Origin of the sequence: Flavobacterium sp. N502540 (assembly GCF_025947365.1) — a bacterium.
In the GTDB taxonomy this organism is placed as follows: domain Bacteria; phylum Bacteroidota; class Bacteroidia; order Flavobacteriales; family Flavobacteriaceae; genus Flavobacterium.
Genome location: NZ_CP110012.1, coordinates 1,375,987 through 1,391,729, shown reverse-complemented (window position 1 = coordinate 1,391,729; position 15,743 = coordinate 1,375,987). Strand labels below are relative to the sequence as shown.

Annotated in this window: 17 protein-coding genes; 7 read left to right on the top strand and 10 right to left on the bottom strand. The window is 35.4% G+C overall.

Translation table 11 applies throughout. From position 1 onward, the window contains the following. Positions 1 to 36: 36 nt before the first annotated feature. From prs to OLM58_RS06245, 6 genes are all read left to right on the top strand, one after another. A complete protein-coding gene (gene prs, locus OLM58_RS06270) occupies positions 37 to 870 on the top strand; it encodes a ribose-phosphate diphosphokinase (protein ID WP_264531620.1) in 834 nt (277 codons plus the stop codon). Positions 871 to 993: 123 nt separating this feature from the next. Further along, positions 994 to 1,521, top strand: coding sequence for an NADAR family protein (locus OLM58_RS06265; protein ID WP_264531619.1), 528 nt, complete (start codon positions 994 to 996; stop codon positions 1,519 to 1,521). A 9-nt stretch (positions 1,522 to 1,530) separates the two neighbouring features. Beyond that, complete coding sequence (locus OLM58_RS06260) at positions 1,531 to 2,085, top strand: RNA 2'-phosphotransferase (RefSeq protein ID WP_264531618.1); 555 nt, start codon at positions 1,531 to 1,533, stop codon at positions 2,083 to 2,085. Between the two features lie 43 nt (positions 2,086 to 2,128). Continuing rightward, complete coding sequence (locus OLM58_RS06255) at positions 2,129 to 2,968, top strand: ADP-ribosylglycohydrolase family protein (RefSeq protein ID WP_264531617.1); 840 nt, start codon at positions 2,129 to 2,131, stop codon at positions 2,966 to 2,968. 3 nt (positions 2,969 to 2,971) lie between these two features. After that, the gene (locus OLM58_RS06250; protein WP_264531616.1) at positions 2,972 to 3,703 is read left to right on the top strand and encodes a metallophosphoesterase family protein; all 732 of its coding nucleotides are present in this window, start codon (positions 2,972 to 2,974) and stop codon (positions 3,701 to 3,703) included. Between the two features lie 24 nt (positions 3,704 to 3,727). Continuing rightward, entirely contained in the window at positions 3,728 to 5,197 is a 1,470-nt protein-coding gene (locus OLM58_RS06245; protein ID WP_264531615.1) for a nicotinate phosphoribosyltransferase, read from the top strand. Positions 5,198 to 5,275: 78 nt separating this feature from the next. Here OLM58_RS06245 and nadD read toward each other — a convergent pair whose 3' ends face one another. From nadD to OLM58_RS06225, 4 genes are all read right to left on the bottom strand, one after another. Then, a complete protein-coding gene (nadD, locus tag OLM58_RS06240; protein ID WP_264531614.1) occupies positions 5,276 to 5,887 on the bottom strand; it encodes a nicotinate (nicotinamide) nucleotide adenylyltransferase in 612 nt (203 codons plus the stop codon). 109 nt (positions 5,888 to 5,996) lie between these two features. Further along, positions 5,997 to 6,569: a guanylate kinase gene (gmk, locus tag OLM58_RS06235; RefSeq protein WP_017497430.1), complete on the bottom strand. Its 573-nt coding sequence runs from the start codon at positions 6,567 to 6,569 to the stop codon at positions 5,997 to 5,999. Between the two features lie 91 nt (positions 6,570 to 6,660). After that, the gene (locus tag OLM58_RS06230) at positions 6,661 to 7,521 is read right to left on the bottom strand and encodes a YicC/YloC family endoribonuclease (RefSeq protein WP_264531613.1); all 861 of its coding nucleotides are present in this window, start codon (positions 7,519 to 7,521) and stop codon (positions 6,661 to 6,663) included. Positions 7,522 to 7,726: 205 nt separating this feature from the next. Next, positions 7,727 to 8,080, bottom strand: coding sequence for an arsenate reductase family protein (locus OLM58_RS06225; protein WP_264531612.1), 354 nt, complete (start codon positions 8,078 to 8,080; stop codon positions 7,727 to 7,729). 77 nt (positions 8,081 to 8,157) lie between these two features. Between OLM58_RS06225 and OLM58_RS06220 the strand changes: the two genes are divergently transcribed. After that, complete coding sequence (locus OLM58_RS06220) at positions 8,158 to 8,613, top strand: DinB family protein (protein ID WP_264531611.1); 456 nt, start codon at positions 8,158 to 8,160, stop codon at positions 8,611 to 8,613. Between the two features lie 80 nt (positions 8,614 to 8,693). Here OLM58_RS06220 and OLM58_RS06215 read toward each other — a convergent pair whose 3' ends face one another. The 6 genes from OLM58_RS06215 to OLM58_RS06190 form a co-directional block, all read right to left on the bottom strand. Beyond that, positions 8,694 to 9,185 carry a septal ring lytic transglycosylase RlpA family protein gene (locus OLM58_RS06215; protein WP_017497434.1) on the bottom strand — a complete coding sequence of 164 codons (492 nt, stop codon included), beginning with the start codon at positions 9,183 to 9,185 and terminating at the stop codon, positions 8,694 to 8,696. 90 nt (positions 9,186 to 9,275) lie between these two features. Continuing rightward, positions 9,276 to 9,698, bottom strand: a complete 423-nt coding sequence (locus tag OLM58_RS06210) for a hypothetical protein (RefSeq protein WP_264531610.1) — start codon at positions 9,696 to 9,698, stop codon at positions 9,276 to 9,278. Positions 9,699 to 9,803: 105 nt separating this feature from the next. Continuing rightward, positions 9,804 to 12,653, bottom strand: a complete 2,850-nt coding sequence (locus tag OLM58_RS06205; RefSeq protein ID WP_264531609.1) for a TonB-dependent receptor — start codon at positions 12,651 to 12,653, stop codon at positions 9,804 to 9,806. A 322-nt stretch (positions 12,654 to 12,975) separates the two neighbouring features. Further along, positions 12,976 to 14,619 carry a glucose-6-phosphate isomerase gene (gene pgi / locus OLM58_RS06200; RefSeq protein ID WP_264531608.1) on the bottom strand — a complete coding sequence of 548 codons (1,644 nt, stop codon included), beginning with the start codon at positions 14,617 to 14,619 and terminating at the stop codon, positions 12,976 to 12,978. Positions 14,620 to 14,731: 112 nt separating this feature from the next. Then, on the bottom strand, positions 14,732 to 15,067 hold the full coding sequence (locus OLM58_RS06195; RefSeq protein ID WP_264531607.1) for a hypothetical protein: 336 nt from the start codon (positions 15,065 to 15,067) through the stop codon (positions 14,732 to 14,734). Between the two features lie 45 nt (positions 15,068 to 15,112). Beyond that, positions 15,113 to 15,733, bottom strand: coding sequence for a hypothetical protein (locus OLM58_RS06190; RefSeq protein WP_264531606.1), 621 nt, complete (start codon positions 15,731 to 15,733; stop codon positions 15,113 to 15,115). Positions 15,734 to 15,743: the final 10 nt, after the last annotated feature.

Here is a 15,743-nt window from a genome sequence, read left to right as displayed (position 1 = left end):
TTATATTTGCGTATAATTAACGCAAACTAAAAAACTATGATACTTAATTTAGACCCAAAATTCACTCCAATTCCTAATAAGGAAGAAATCAAATTTCAAAGTTTCACATTTTCTGGAGGAGAACCTCACATTAAAATTAATCCTGATTTTGACAATACCCAAAAAGTAACGATCACACATCGTTTGAATTCATTCAACGACTTAGGTCTGTTGTGCATTACAGTTGATGCATTACGCAGAATGGAAGTTAAAATAATTGATCTTTTTATTCCCTATTTTCCTGCTGCCAGACAGGATCGTGTGATGATTAAAGGCGAATCGTTATCTGTAAAAGTATATGCCGATATCATTAATACGCTTCAGTTGAATAAAGTATTTGTTTTTGATGCACATTCTGAAGTTACACCTGCATTAGTAAACAATTGCGAAGTGATTCCGAATCATACTTTTATTGCAGCGGTTTTGAAAGAAATTGGTGAAAACGTAAAATTAATTTCTCCGGACGGCGGTGCATTAAAGAAAATTTACAAAGTTTCTGAATTTCTTGGTGGAATTGAAGTGGTAGAATGCAGTAAAAGCCGAGATGTAAAAACCGGAAGATTGTCTGGTTTTAAAGTATACGAAGACGATCTAAACGGAATGGACTGTTTAATTGTAGATGATATTTGCGATGGCGGAGGAACTTTCGTCGGATTAGCTGAAGAATTAAAAAAGAAAAATGCCGGAAAATTATACTTAGCAGTAAGCCATGGAATTTTCAATAAAGGTTTCGAAGTTTTGGATTGTTTCGATGCCATTTTTACCACCAATTCAGTAAAAGATTTCGAAGGCGAAAGCGTTCAGGTGATTGGATTGGATCAATTAGTTTAAAAAGTTTCAAGTTTCAGGTTTCAAGTTATATAGGGAACCTGAAACCTGAAACCTGAAACTTGAAACCTGAAACTTGAAACAAAATAACAGAGAACCCGCTTCTTTGTTTCAATAACAAAAAACATGAAATACAATATAAATACCATAGCTCCGGAAAGTAAGTTTTTATTTTTCTGGGGACATCAGCCCAGTAAAGACGGAACGATTACCAAAACCTGCTTTAGTCAGTGGTGGTTAAGTGCTTTTACCGTTGATAAAGTGACGTACAAAACTGCTGAACACTGGATGATGGCAAAAAAAGCAGAATTGTTTAACGATAATGAAGTTTTAGCAAAAATCATTAAAGCTAATTCTCCTGCCGAAGCTAAAAAATTAGGCCGTCAGGTTAAAAATTACAATGATGCAATTTGGTTAGCTGCTAGATTTGACATTGTGAAAGAAGGCAATTATCATAAATTCAGTCAAAATCAAGAACTAAAAGCTTTTTTGCTAAATACAAAGGATAGAGTTATAGTAGAAGCCAGTCCCGTAGATGCAATTTGGGGAATTGGAATGGCAGGTGATCATAAAGATGTTTTAAATCCTGAAAAGTGGAAAGGGCTTAACTTATTAGGTTTTGCTTTGATGGAAGTTAGGGATGAATTGAGATAATGATAAGTTATGAATGAAAAAATAGCAAAAAGCCTCAGCAAATTTCTAAGTCTGGTGCTTAGGCATTCACCCGAAACCATTGGTCTTAAGTTAGACGAAAATGGCTGGGCAGATGTTGAGGAATTGATTATAAAATGTAATAAAAATGGAAGCCAAAATCAGATGACGGCCGAACTTTTGAATTATGTGGTAGAAAACAACGATAAAAAACGTTTTGCTTTTAATGAAGATAAAACAAAGATCAGAGCTAGTCAGGGACATTCAATTTCTGTCGAATTAAATTTGAACGAAACAGAACCGCCGGAGTATTTGTACCACGGAACTGTTGGGAAGTTTATGGAAAGCATTCAGAAAGAAGGTTTGAAAAAAATGAGCCGTCAGCACGTACACCTTTCCAAAGACAAAGAAACGGCAATAAAGGTGGGAAGCAGGCGAGGAGCTCCGCAGATTCTGACAGTAAGAAGTGGTGTCATGTACAGAGATGGTTTTAAATTTTATCTGTCCGAAAATAATGTTTGGCTGAGCGCTGAGGTTCCGGCAAAGTATATAGAGTTTAAATCATAAGGAGTAGTAGGCATCATTTTAAAATTATAAAACACAACAAATTATGATATTAGAAGCAGCAATAGGCGATGCATATGGTGCAGGTTTTGAATTTCGGGATTTAGATTTTATTTCTCAAAACAACCATTTAACCCAGTATCACAAACACGGACTTTATACTGAAATTTACAAACGCTATACAGACGATACTCAAATGGCAATTGCCATTTCTGAATTGTTATTAGAAGAGGATAATTGGAACGAAATCAAAGTAGCAGATAAGTTTGTTGAGGTATTTCACCGAGATAAAAGAAGAGGATACTCGGATAGAGTTTACAATGCCCTGGATGCAAGTAAAAATGGATCTGATTTCATTAAAATAATCAACAATGGCAGTAACGGAAATGGTTCCGCTATGCGAGCCTATAGTATTGGTTATTTAAAAGATATTGATCAGTTGATGAGTTTCTGCGAAATTCAGGCAAGAACTTCTCATTATACTGTTGAAGGGATCAGTTGTGCGAAGCGTATTGCCTTGGCTGTTCACTATTTTAAATACAATTTGGGTGACGGATCGACTTTAGTGTCATTTTTAAATGAAACGCTGAAGGAGAATGAAACCTATAAAATTACTTCACCAATCGATATGCATGGATATCCGACTACACAAGCGGTTATTAAAATGGTTTCCGAAGCGACTGCCATGAAAGATTGCTTAAAAACAAGTATCGATTATGGCGGAGATACCGATACGGTTGCTGCCTTGTGTATGGCGATTTTAAGTAACAAAGAAAACTGCAATAAAACCCTGCCTGCATTTTTGTATGAAGGTTTGGAGAATGATACATTTGGAAAAGACTTTCTAATAAAATTAGATGCAGCTCTCGATAATAAGTTTAATTAAATCATGAAAAGAACCTTTGTTTTTGGGGATATTCACGGCGGATTAAAAGCATTAGTTCAGTTACTAGAGAGAATTGACTGCTCAGAAAAGGATCGGTTTATTTTTTTGGGAGACTATGTAGACGGCTGGAGTGAATCAAAACAATTAATTGATTTTCTGATTGATTTATCTCAAAAACAGCAGTGTATTTTTATCAAAGGAAATCATGATGTCTGGTGTCAGGAGTGGTTAGAGAATGATGTTATAAACGATATTTGGTTTTTGCATGGAGGGAAATCGACTATAGAGAGTTATGTCGATATTGAATGTTTGGAAAAAGAAAAACATCGCCATTTTTTCAATACCATGAAAGATTACTTTGTAGACGAAAACAACAATTTATTCATTCATGCCGGTTTTTCGTCGATGCATGGCCCGGAGAAAGAACATTACCAAAGCAATTATTCGTGGGATAGAACGTTGTGGGAAATGGCTTTGACAATGGATAAGAGAATTAAAAAAAATTCGCTTTCCTATCCGAAAAGATTGTTACTTTATAATGAGATTTATATTGGTCACACACCAACCCTTCATTATAATGTTGAGATTCCAATGCAAGGATGTAATGTGTGGAATGTCGATACCGGGGCTGGCTTTTATGGCAGATTAACGGTTCTTGATGTGGAAACAAAAGTATTTTGGCAAAGTGATATAGTACAAGGGCTTTATCCAAATGAAAAAGGAAGAAATAAATAATTGAAAAAATAACTAAGAAATTTTATGAACCCATTATTATTAACCGACGGTTACAAAGTTGACCACAGAAGACAATACCCAGACGGAACAACATTAGTATATTCCAACTGGACGCCAAGAAAATCAAGAATTGAAGGATTAGAAGAAGTAGTATTCTTCGGATTGCAATATTTCATCAAAAAATATATCATTCATGATTTTGAGGCCGATTTCTTTAAAAAACCAAAAGAAGAAGTCGTTAAAAAATACGCTCGCAGAATCAATAATTATTTAGGTGAAAATCAGGTTGGAACCAAACATATTGAAGATTTACATGATTTAGGATATATTCCAATGGTTTTTAAAGCGTTGCCGGAAGGTGTTAGCGTGCCATTAAGAGTACCCATGTTTACGATGTACAATACGCTTCCGGAGTTTTTCTGGTTGACTAATTATTTCGAAACTTTATTGTCTGCCGTAATCTGGCTGCCTTGTAACTCTGCTACTATTGCAAAAGAGTATCGAAAAGTATTGGATAAATTTGCCGACGAAACATCATCAGTACCTGAATTTGTAGATTGGCAGGCGCATGATTTCTCCATGAGAGGAATGGGCGGAATTGAGGCAGCAATTACTTCTGCGGCAGGACATTTATTGAGTTTTACGGGTTCTGATACCATTCCGGTAATTGACTTTTTTGAAGAATATTACAAAGCTAATTCTGATACCGAATTGATTGCAGGTTCGGTTGCGGCAACGGAGCACTCTGTAATGTGTATGGGAACAACTGAAGGAGAGTGCGAAACGTTTAAAAGACTGGTTACAGAAGTGTATCCAAAAGGAATCGTATCTATCGTTTCGGATACCTGGGATTTATGGAAAGTTCTTACCGATTATTTACCACGACTGAAAGAAGAAATAATTGCCAGAGAAGGTAAAGTTGTTATCCGACCTGATAGCGGCGATCCGGTAGATATTATTTGTGGTAACCCAAACGGAAAAACAGTAGAAGAGAAAAAAGGGGTAATTGAGCTGCTTTGGGATGTTTTTGGCGGCACGGTTAATACAAAAGGATATAAGGAGCTTATTCCGCAGATTGGTGCCATTTACGGTGATAGTATTACGGTAGCAAGGGCGACCCAAATTTGCGAAAGATTAAAAGAAAAAGGATTTGCTTCTACAAACGTTGTTTTGGGGATCGGTTCGTTTACCTATCAATACAATACCAGAGATACTTTTGGTTTTGCAATGAAAGCAACTTATGGAGAAGTTAATGGAGAAGGCAGAGCGATCTTTAAAGACCCAATCACAGATGACGGAACTAAAAAATCAGCCAAAGGATTAATGAAAATTGATCTGGTTGAGGGTGTGTATCATCTAACGGATAATGTTTCCTGGGAAGAAGAAAAACAAGGCGAATTGAAAGAAGTTTTCAGAGACGGGAAACTTTTAACAGAGCAGTCGCTAAGTGAGATTCGAACAAGAGTGAAAAGCGCGGTAAACGTTGAAGCATAAAAAACAAGAAAGCCTGAATTTGATTTCAGGCTTTTTTTTGTGCTTGTCATTCCTCGGAACGACAAGATTGCGTATAAATTATTTCTTGTAAAAATTATTATGATCAATATATTCCCAAACTTTTGGCGGTAAAAGAGGCTGAATGTTTTTGCCTTCTTTGATGCTGTTTCGGATAAAAGTAGAAGAGATTTCTACAATTGGAGCATCAATAATATGCACTTTTGGGTGCGATTTTAATTCGATGTTTTCCTCTTCTTCAGAAATTGCTTCGCCTGTTCGTCCTTTGTCCTCGAGTCTCGGATAAACATAAATATTATAATGTTCTAAAAGCACTTCGTAGTTTTTCCATTTGTGAAGTGTTTTCAGGTTGTCTTCGCCCATGATTAAAGAAAAGTCATGAGTTGGATACTTTTCATGCAAATGAACCAGTGTATTGACCGTATAACTAGGCTGTGGTAATTTGAATTCGATGTCTGAAGGTCTTATTTTCGGATAATCTTCAGTGGCCAAATACACCATTTGCAAACGTTGGTGATCGTCTAACAAGGTAGATTTCTTTTTAAGCGGATTGTGTGGTGTAACGACCATCCATATCTGATCTAAATCGGCAAACTCAGCCATGTGGTTGGCAATGATTAAATGACCAACATGAATGGGATTATACGTTCCGAAATAAAGGCCTATTTTCATAAATGTTTTGTTTCACAAAGATTCGCAGAGTTTTCGCAGAGATTCACGAAGTAATTTATAAAATTTTGGTGAATCTCTGATTTCTTCTTTGCGAATCTTAGTGTAATAGCTATTTGTTCACAAAATCTTTTACCAACTGATATGCTTCTTCTTTAGCGGTATCTAAATCGTAATTTTTGATAATCGTATCAAATTGCGGTGCAGTTGCCAGTTCAACCGAAGCCTTTGCAATTCGCATGTTTATTTTATCATCACTTTCAGTAGAACGTTGTTTTAGTCGACGTTTTAGTTCATCAACACTTGGAGGTTTCACAAACACAGCTAAAGTTTGTTCCGGAAATTTGTGTTTGATACGCAGTCCGCCTGCAACATCAATATCAAAAATCACATTTTTTCCTAAAGCCCAGATTCTTTCAATCTCCGATTTTAAAGTGCCGTAAAAGTTGTCACGATACACTTCTTCCCATTCCAGGAATTCCTCAGCCTTGATGTGTTTCTTGAATTGCTCCAGCGAAATAAAATAATAATCCTTTCCGTGTTCTTCCTCTCCGCGTGGGTCACGGGAAGCTGCTGAGATTGAAAATTCTAAATTTAAATCTTCTTTCCCTAATAAATGCTTTACTATAGTTGTTTTTCCCGATCCTGATGGTGCTGAGAAAACAATTAATTTTCCTTTATTCATTAATTTATGCTTTAGGCTTTAGGCGGTACGCTTTAAGCTCACTTACTCTATGTTTTTTTGCTTATAGCCTAACGCTTAAAGCTTACAGCTTTTAAAGTACATTTAAAACCTGTTCTTTAATCTTTTCCAATTCATCCTTCATCATGACAACCAGTTTCTGCATCTGCGCATGATTCGATTTTGAACCCATGGTATTGATTTCACGACCCATTTCCTGAGTGATGAATCCAAGTTTTCTACCGTTAGCTTCAGAACCTTTTATAGTTTCAAGGAAATAATCCAAATGATTGGTCAAACGAACTTTTTCCTCAGTAATATCAAGTTTTTCCAAATAATAAATCAATTCCTGTTCGAATCGGTTTTCATCCACATTTACTTTTAATTCTGAAATAGCAGTTTGTAAACGGTCTTTAATGGCTTTAATACGTTCCGGATCAAGTGCCAAAGCGTCGTTCATGTATTGACGGATATTTGATATTCTAAGATTGAACTCTTTTTCAAGAGATTCACCTTCGTCTTTTCTAAAAGTCAGAATGTTTTCCAAAGCCTCTTCGATGATCAACTGAATTTGTTCCCAGTCATTTTCATCAATTTCTTCACGCTCGGTCTTTAGGGTATCCGGCATTCGAACGGCCATTTTCATCAGTTCCGTTTCATCTGCATCCGGGTAAACTTCTTTTAGTTGGGCGATGTAGTTTTTTACAACAGGAACATTTACCTTAGTTGAGGTTTGTTCAGAAGTACTTTCAATGTAAATTCCGAAATCAATTTTTCCTCTTTCCAGTTTAGTAGAGATTTGAGTTCTTAAACCTAGTTCCATTTCGCGGTATACCGATGGCATTCTAACATTTAAATCTAAACCTTTACTGTTTAAGGATTTTACTTCAACGGTAATTTTTTTTGTAGGCAATTGCAAAGAAGCTTTGCCAAACCCTGTCATAGATTGTATCATATAATTGAGTATAAAGGCGCAAAGATACTAAAAAACTTTAGAGTGAGGTTTTCTAGTTTCTATTGCCTTATTTTTAAAAGGTTTTGGGCGTTCCCTTCGGTCGGGCTATCCGTTTCAATCTTTTTTTGCGCAGAAAAAGCTCAAAAAAAGGATTTCCACTTCTATCCCTAACGCAAACCCGGAATCTGTACAGCTTTTAGGTAAATTATTGTACTAAGGCTTTCATTACCTGCAAAACATTCTGCTGACTGTTGCCGATGTAGATTTTACCGTCAATAATAAAAACAGGACGGCTTAAAAAAGTATAGTGTTCTAAGATGTATTTTTTAAAATCGGCTTCCGTTAAAGATTTGTTCTTTAAATCCATCGATTTATACAGTTGTGCTTTTTTGCTGAATAAAGCTTCGTAACTACCCGAAAGCTGATGCATTTCTTCTAATTCAGTTTCTGTAATCGGGTTTTGTTTAATGTCGTGAAAAACCAGGTTATTGCCTTCCGGTAATGCTTTGATGATTTTTCGGCAAGTATCGCAGGATGCTAAGTAATATATTTTGTTCATAAGTTTAAATTTAAGAGACTACAAAGAAAATTCATTTGAAACTTAAAATTGCCTAATTTTAGAAAAAAAATAAAAATATGAACCCAGTTTTTGAAGTACAAAAGACCATTAGAGAGATTCTTTTGAAAGTTTTAGACAGTCATTCATTAGAACAGTTAAACAAAATTCCATCGGGATTTAATAATAATATCATTTGGAATATAGCACATTGCATTGCTTCGCAGCAGGCTTTGGTTTATAAGTTATCAGGCTTGCCGGTTACCATTTCTGAAGATTTTATTGCTAAATACCGAAAAGATACTAAACCGGAAGGAAACGTTTCACAAGCAGAAGTTGATGAAATACGTGAGTTGCTTTCGACTACTTTAAAGCAGGTTGAAAATGATTTTTCGGCAGGTATTTTTGTGAATTATAATGAATATACCACTAGTTTAGGATATACCCTGAAGAATATAAACGGAGCTTTGGATTTTAATAATTACCATGAAGGCGTTCATACCGGGGTAGTAATGAGTATTCGAAAGTTTGTTTAGATCTTTTCTAGGGCAACTCAATTTACGAACAAACCCGACAGTTTCTAAAAAACGGTCGGGTTTTGTATTTTAAAAGAATGTTATTCTACTATAGTTTCAATCGTAACTTTCATGGCACCGCTTCCTTTACTTTTTGTGATTTCCATAAAGGCTCTTTTGGATAAATCGAGATCTCTTGTTCGAACAAATGGGCCGCGATCGGTAACTTTTACAATTACAAATTTTCCATTGGCTTCATTGGTGACTTTTATTCTGGTTCCGAAAGGAAGTTTTTTGTGTGCGGCAGTGTAAGCACTGTTGCTGAATCGGCTTCCGTTAGCTGTTTTTTTACCGTTAAAGCGATCAGCATAATAAGAGGCGTGTGCATTTTTTTTATAAGGTTTTAATTTCAGCCCCTTATCCGTAAAAACAGAATCAGTTGGTATTGCAATTAAATTAGGTCTGGCAGTTTTGACAGTATCCTGAGTAATTTTAGGTTCAGTTGCAGGCTTTGTTTGGCTTATAACATAGGTAAAACAACTTAAAAAAGTTATAGTAAGTGCAGTGAGTAAAATATGTTTTTTATTTCTCATGTTTTATTTTTTTTCAGACTTGGGGAGTTTGTACAAATAATATGCCGAGATAAAAAAAGCCCTATTTTTAGGGCTTTAATTGGTTTTTTCTTAGAACCACAGGCTCCATGGGATTCTGCTTAAAATAAGCAACAATCCTAATCCGTAAAAAATAGCAAATGTTTTAAATTTTGCATCGCTATTGATTAATTTTTTATGTTTAGACCATCCGATTGTGATCAAAATAATAGCAATAATGTTGATTAAAGGGTGTTCTAATGAAGTAAGTCTAAGTGCTGCATTAGACATTTGGCCAAAAGCAGCTTTCCCTAAAGGTGATACAAAATAAAGGATTAAACCAACTAATAATTGTGTATGAGTTCCAATTAAAGCAAATAATGCAATCTTGCGGTCTTTACCTGTAAATTCTTTTTTAGAAGTAAGGCCAATAATGGCATTTACAGTAGCAATTAATAAAAGCAAGAGCGCTAAATAAGCCCATCCTGAATGGAACTTTTGTAAAAAATGGTACATAAATTAGATTTTTTGATAAAACAAATATAGCAAAAAAGGGTATAAAAAAAGCGGCATCAGACTAAAAGTCAATGCCGCTTTAGGTATTTATTTAGATTCTAAATATTAGAAATCGTAACGTAGAGAGAAGTTCCATGTTCTTCCGAAACCGAAGAATACCTGGTTTACGTTTGCTACTCCATTGTAAAGCATTCCGTTAGATGCATAAGTTCCTTTTGAACCAGCTGGCTGACCAGTAGCTACAGGAAGGTTGTCATCAGCGAAAGTATTTGTTCTAGATTCAGCGATGTAAATTTTATCAAGTACGTTGTTAACGTTTAATCTGAAGTTAACTGATTTGTCTTTGTTTTTTCCAGTTAACAGTTTGTATGATAAACCAGCATCCATCAAACCGTAAGAAGGCAATTGTAATGCTCCTTTGTTTGTTGCAGATGTAAAACTAGTTGGGTTGATTCCAGCATACAAATTGTCGTTGAAGTTATAGTTTGCATCAACTGTTACTCTTGTTAGAACTTCGTAAGATGCTCCTAAAGAGGCTGTCATTTGTGCAGCGTCACCTACTTTTACTTTGTCCATGTAAATTGTAGTTCCTTGGAATCCTGGTACAGGTGAGTTGTCTGCTTGGAAGTAAGCATTAACTGTTGCATTTCCTTTGTATTCCCAAATACCATAAGAGAACATTCCGATTACTTTTAATCTTTCTGTAATATTAGAAGTTCCTTCAAATTCAATTCCAGAGTGAACTTCGTTAAGTCCTAAGAACTCAGTGTAAGTTGAGTTTGCAGGTGTTGCAGTAGTAGTTGGAAGTGCGTTACCTTTTAAGTATCTGTCATTCCAAGTGGTGTTGTAAACGTTTACTGTAGCGTTGAAAAATCTAGAACGGAAACCGTATCCAGCTTCAAATCCGATGATTTTCTCGTTAGTAAGGTTTGGGTTTACTGTTGATCTGTTGTTTGGATAAACAGAGTTAAAGAAAGGCTGTTTTGAGTAATATCCAGCGTTTACATATACATTGCTTTTTTCGCTAATATTGTAGTTAGCTCCTGCTTTTGCATTACCACCTAATAAGTTTTTGTAAGAAGTAGAAGTTAAAGGATCAGTTGGCAAATAAACAAAGTCATCTTCTCTTTTGTATCCTTGTTGAGAAATTGCTCCCTGAACGAATGCTGTTAAGTTGTCTTTTGAGTACTCTAATTGAGTAAATAAACCATACCATTTTACGTTACCAGTACTGTTGAAAGATACTTTATCGTAGTTTCTGTTTTGGAAAACATTCCATTGAACAGCAGTGTCGTAAGTGTTAGTTAAATGTCTTCCGTTTGGTTTTTGACTAGCAATAAAGTTGTCAAAATACTCACCACCACCTAATAAATCATTTACAACTGTAAAGTGGTATCCTTTGTAAGTTCTTCCGTCAAAACCGAAATCTAAAGTTAAGGTATTAGAAAGTTTCTTGTTTAAGTTGATTACTGCACCAAACCAGTCATGAGAGTTGATAGATGACGTTTGAGAGATACCAGAAGTGTTGATATTTGTGCTAGGGTTGTAATCAGCTATGTTTGAATTTGCATTAAAATAAGAGCTGTTTTGGTAAACTCCACCAATTTTTTGTCTTGTTTGAGGTCCTGTAAAACCTGCGATAGTAACTGGTTGTCCAGAGTTGTAAGCATAGATTTTATCATAGTCTACTAAACCGTCAGCAGTTCTGAACGCGATAACGTCATTGTATCCTTTTCCTTTAATTCCTCCAGTTGCACTAGCTCCTGCACCACGACCCATAGAAGCGTAAACAACAGAAGAAAGTTTTGTAGTTTCGTTGATTTTATAATCCCAGTTGAAAGAAGCTACCGGTTTGTGGTAGTAGTTTTTTCTAATGTTATATTCTTCACCATTCAAGTATCCTGCATCAGGGTTGTATCTGATATTTGGTTCGTTATTATTACCGTATTGTTGGTAAGTTGCGATTGTAGATACTGTAGATCTTTGGTTGTGCCATTGTGGAGCACCTGTTACCGTAAGTTGAAAGTCGTGTTTACCGCTTTTGCTGCCATATCCTAAAGCAACATAGTAGTTAGCACCTTCAAATTGAGTTCCGTTAACATATCCGTCTCCCATTGTTTTTGATAATAAAACAGAAGCAGAAAGACCGTTTTCTAATTTTCCGGTATTGTATGAACCTTGAATTTTGAAATTTCTACCGTTTCCGAAACCAGAAGAGAAAGATCCTCCTTCTTTTCTATCAGAAGCTTTAGTTACAATGTTAATTGTTCCTCCTACAGAAGGAGTTGCAAGTTTAGAAGCTCCTAAACCTCTTTGTACCTGCATAGCAGAAGTAACATCTGAAAGACCAGCCCAGTTACTCCAGAAAACAGAACCATTTTCCATGTCGTTAACCGGCATACCGTTGATCATTACAGCAATATTGTTTTGAGTAAAACCACGAATGTTGATTCTAGAATCTCCAAAACCACCACCTGATTTAGTTACATACACAGAAGGAGTGTTTCTTAAGATCTCTGGAAATTCCTGAGTTCCAAGTTTTTCCTGAATCTCAGCAGCTTTAATTGTCGAAACCGCTACAGGAGTTTTTCTGTCTTTTGCGATGTCAACGATTGTGCTTTTTACAACAATTTCGCTTAATTCATTAGAATTAGAAGTCAAAACAATTGTTCCCAGATTAGTAGTTTGACCGTTTTTAACTGAAAATCTAAGTGTTAAATTTTCGTAACCTAAAAAAGAAATAACGATTTCTCCTGTACTTGTTGTTGCATTAAGAGTAAATTTACCGTCAAAATCTGTAGAAGTAGCAACTGTAGATCCTTTGATCACAACGTTTGCTCCCGGAAGTGAACCCACTCCGTCGGTAATCATACCGGAAATTTTTCCTTGAGAAAATGCGGTTGAAACTATCATGAACAATAGTCCAGTAAGTAACCAATTTTTCATTGTCTTCATTTGTTAATTAGTTTATTGTTTTTGGCAAAATTATAACAATAAAATCAGATAATGTTATCAAACTGTTAAGAAAAGAAAGATTTGTATAATGTGTTGCGCATTAAAACGATTTTTCTTTTTTTTGTTAGATAAAATGAGTTTTTTTTGAATTTTTTAGTGTGTATTTTGTTAAAATCGTAATTATTTTAGTTGTCTTGTAGCGCTAAACTTGCAGGAGATCGCTTTTTAAGCCGTTTATGTAATGGTTGTGTACGAAAAAACGCCTTAATTTTTATTAAATCAAGGCGTTTCAGTAGGTTGTGTATTGATCTTTTTTTGAGTTTTACTTGTTTTTCAAAAAGTGATTTAACAAGAAAGAAGTCGAGCTATCATGATTTTTTACCTTCTTGGTGTTAATTTCATCCAAAATAGAATTCGCTAATTGCTTTCCTAGTTCAACTCCCCATTGATCATAACTGAAAATATTCCAGATAATACCCTGAACAAAAATTTTGTGTTCGTACAGTGCAATCAGTGATCCCAGACTTTTTGGGGTTAGTTTTTGAATTAAGATTGTGTTTGTAGGTTTGTTTCCGGTGAAAACTTTAAAAGGTAACAAGTATGATGCTTTCTCTGCCGATAATCCTTGTTTGTCAAATTCAGTCTGAACTTGTGCAGCGGTTTTTCCGTTCATTAAGGCTTCAGTCTGAGCAAAAAAGTTAGACATCAATTTGTCGTGATGATCTTCGTTCCCATATAAAGGTTTAACGAATCCAATAAAATCTGTCGGGATCAATTTTGTTCCCTGGTGTATCAATTGGAAAAAGGCGTGTTGAGAATTCGTTCCCGGTTCTCCCCAGATGATTGTTCCGGTTTGGTAGTTAACCGGTTTTCCGTCACGACCAACACTTTTTCCGTTACTTTCCATAGTAGCCTGTTGCAGGTAGGGAGCTAATTTCTGAAGATATTGGGTGTATGGAATCAATGCTTCGCTTTCAGCACCAAAGAAATTATTATACCAAATACTTAACAATGCCAGAATTACAGGAATGTTTTTGTCGAATGTGGTTGTCTTGAAATGTTCGTCCATTTCATTAGCTCCTTTTAACAGTTCGTTGTAATTGTCAAAACCAATCGCTAATGAAATGCTTAAACCGACAGCGCTCCAAAGTGAAAATCTTCCTCCAACCCAATCCCACATTGGAAAAACATTGTCAGGATTAATTCCAAATTCAGTTACTTTTTGAATATTGGTTGAAACCGCGACAAAATGTTTGGCAATATCTTCCTGGGAAGCCGATTTCAAAAACCATTCTTTAATAGTCTCAGAATTAGATAAGGTTTCCTGAGTGGTAAAAGTTTTGGAAACGATTAGGAATAAAGTTGTTTCCGGATTCAATTTTTTAATCACTTCGTTTACATGGTCGCCGTCTACATTGGAAACAAAATGTAAGTTTAAGTGATTTTTGTAATACTGTAAAGCTTCAACGGCCATAACCGGTCCAAGGTCAGAACCTCCAATACCAATATTTACGACATCAGTGAAAGCTTTTCCGGTGAAACCTTTTCTTTCTCCCGAAATGACTTCATGTGTAAATTGTTTGATTTTGTTTTTTACCTCATAAACTTCCGGAATTACATTTTCGCCTTCTACTTTAATGACTGCAGATTCCGGTGCGCGCAACGCAGTATGCAAAACCGCTCTGTTTTCAGTCTGGTTAATGATTGCTCCTTCAAAATATTGAGAGATGGCTTCTTTTAGTCCAATTGAATTGGCTAATTCCAGTAAAAGAGAAACAGTTTCCTGGCTAATGTTATTTTTAGAATAGTCAATTAAAAAGTCATTCCATTGTAAATTGAATTTTTCAACACGGGCATTGTCCTGTTGAAAAAGTTCTTGTATCGTAGTTTTATGAGTTGCGTTATAGTGGTTTTGTAGATTTTTCCACGCTTCAGTCCCGGTTGGATTTGTAGTGTTTAAAGCCATTTTTTGTTTAATTGAGAATGTGGTTATAAAAAAACAAAAATACTGAAATTAGTTCTAATTGCTTTAAGCTTCACAATTATATAACAAATAGTTACGAAAACGATATAACTGTTTATTTGTTCCGAATTCTTGCTGTAATTATGACGGCACCATCGTTTTCTTTTTCATTGTAAATGATGCGGCTACTGTTTTCGTTTAAAAAATCTATACTTATGATGTCAGCTTTTTCAAGGGGTAAAATTATAGTGTCTTGCTTTTTGTCATATCGAAACGGAACTCCGTTTATCACAATTAAAGGCGATTTTTTAATGATGTCTTTTTCGAATGCCTGCTGGATGGATTCCGATACAAAGTGTTGGTTTTGTTTCTTATCGTTTAAAAGAAAAGTGTGTGGATTCGAACACCCCACAGCTATTGTACAAGAAAGTAGTAATAAGAATCGTTTCATGCGTTGATGTAGGATTTGATAAAGGCTTGTTTTTAAGTGGATGTTTTACCAAATTTTCCACCAGGGCTTTTTATTGATTTCGATTCGCTTTTTGATTGTATTGATTTCTATTCTTTGAACTTCCTCTTTTTTGATTGTTGAATCATCAAAGTGTAATTCACCGGAAAGACTGATGCCAATAGGAGCTTTTGTTTTTTCTCTCCAGACTTCGGTTTGTAATTCCGGAATTAGAGGAGAATTGATTTTAGCGGTGAATTTTTGTCTTGCTTTTTCTATAATTTCTTCTTCGAGATTTGAAGTCGAATTTTTAAAAAGCGAAAGTGAGTTTCCGGGAATGTTGAGTAGGAAAATCTGGGTTTTATCGTCGATTTTATAAATGTCCAATATTTTAAAGAAGGAATTGTCATCCAGAAGAGCATGTCCGTTTTTTGCCGAATCCGGATTGAATTTGGATAAATCTCTTGCTCCGGCACTTGCAATTAAAAATCTACAGTTTCCGGAAAGACCGCCACCGATAAAGGACATGTCTGTAAAGTCTTTTTCTTTTAATATTTGTCCAATTTGATAAGCAGTAAGTAAGCTGTTGTCTAAAGTGGTGTCTCTGTAGAATAATTTTAAATCTGAAAAAGTTTCATCAAGAAGGTCTTTAATGCGTTCGTTTTTCATGGTTGTTTCT

What these genes read in the sequence shown, in the direction of transcription:
- prs (WP_264531620.1), top strand. Translation starts at nt 37, where the DNA reads ATGATACTTAATTTAGACCCAAAATTCACTCCAATTCCTAATAAGGAA.
- OLM58_RS06265 (WP_264531619.1), top strand. Translation starts at nt 994, where the DNA reads ATGAAATACAATATAAATACCATAGCTCCGGAAAGTAAGTTTTTATTT.
- OLM58_RS06260 (WP_264531618.1), top strand. Translation starts at nt 1,531, where the DNA reads ATGAATGAAAAAATAGCAAAAAGCCTCAGCAAATTTCTAAGTCTGGTG.
- OLM58_RS06255 (WP_264531617.1), top strand. Translation starts at nt 2,129, where the DNA reads ATGATATTAGAAGCAGCAATAGGCGATGCATATGGTGCAGGTTTTGAA.
- OLM58_RS06250 (WP_264531616.1), top strand. Translation starts at nt 2,972, where the DNA reads ATGAAAAGAACCTTTGTTTTTGGGGATATTCACGGCGGATTAAAAGCA.
- OLM58_RS06245 (WP_264531615.1), top strand. Translation starts at nt 3,728, where the DNA reads ATGAACCCATTATTATTAACCGACGGTTACAAAGTTGACCACAGAAGA.
- nadD (WP_264531614.1), bottom strand. Translation starts at nt 5,887, where the DNA reads ATGAAAATAGGCCTTTATTTCGGAACGTATAATCCCATTCATGTTGGT.
- gmk (WP_017497430.1), bottom strand. Translation starts at nt 6,569, where the DNA reads ATGAATAAAGGAAAATTAATTGTTTTCTCAGCACCATCAGGATCGGGA.
- OLM58_RS06230 (WP_264531613.1), bottom strand. Translation starts at nt 7,521, where the DNA reads ATGATACAATCTATGACAGGGTTTGGCAAAGCTTCTTTGCAATTGCCT.
- OLM58_RS06225 (WP_264531612.1), bottom strand. Translation starts at nt 8,080, where the DNA reads ATGAACAAAATATATTACTTAGCATCCTGCGATACTTGCCGAAAAATC.
- OLM58_RS06220 (WP_264531611.1), top strand. Translation starts at nt 8,158, where the DNA reads ATGAACCCAGTTTTTGAAGTACAAAAGACCATTAGAGAGATTCTTTTG.
- OLM58_RS06215 (WP_017497434.1), bottom strand. Translation starts at nt 9,185, where the DNA reads ATGAGAAATAAAAAACATATTTTACTCACTGCACTTACTATAACTTTT.
- OLM58_RS06210 (WP_264531610.1), bottom strand. Translation starts at nt 9,698, where the DNA reads ATGTACCATTTTTTACAAAAGTTCCATTCAGGATGGGCTTATTTAGCG.
- OLM58_RS06205 (WP_264531609.1), bottom strand. Translation starts at nt 12,653, where the DNA reads ATGAAGACAATGAAAAATTGGTTACTTACTGGACTATTGTTCATGATA.
- pgi (WP_264531608.1), bottom strand. Translation starts at nt 14,619, where the DNA reads ATGGCTTTAAACACTACAAATCCAACCGGGACTGAAGCGTGGAAAAAT.
- OLM58_RS06195 (WP_264531607.1), bottom strand. Translation starts at nt 15,067, where the DNA reads ATGAAACGATTCTTATTACTACTTTCTTGTACAATAGCTGTGGGGTGT.
- OLM58_RS06190 (WP_264531606.1), bottom strand. Translation starts at nt 15,733, where the DNA reads ATGAAAAACGAACGCATTAAAGACCTTCTTGATGAAACTTTTTCAGAT.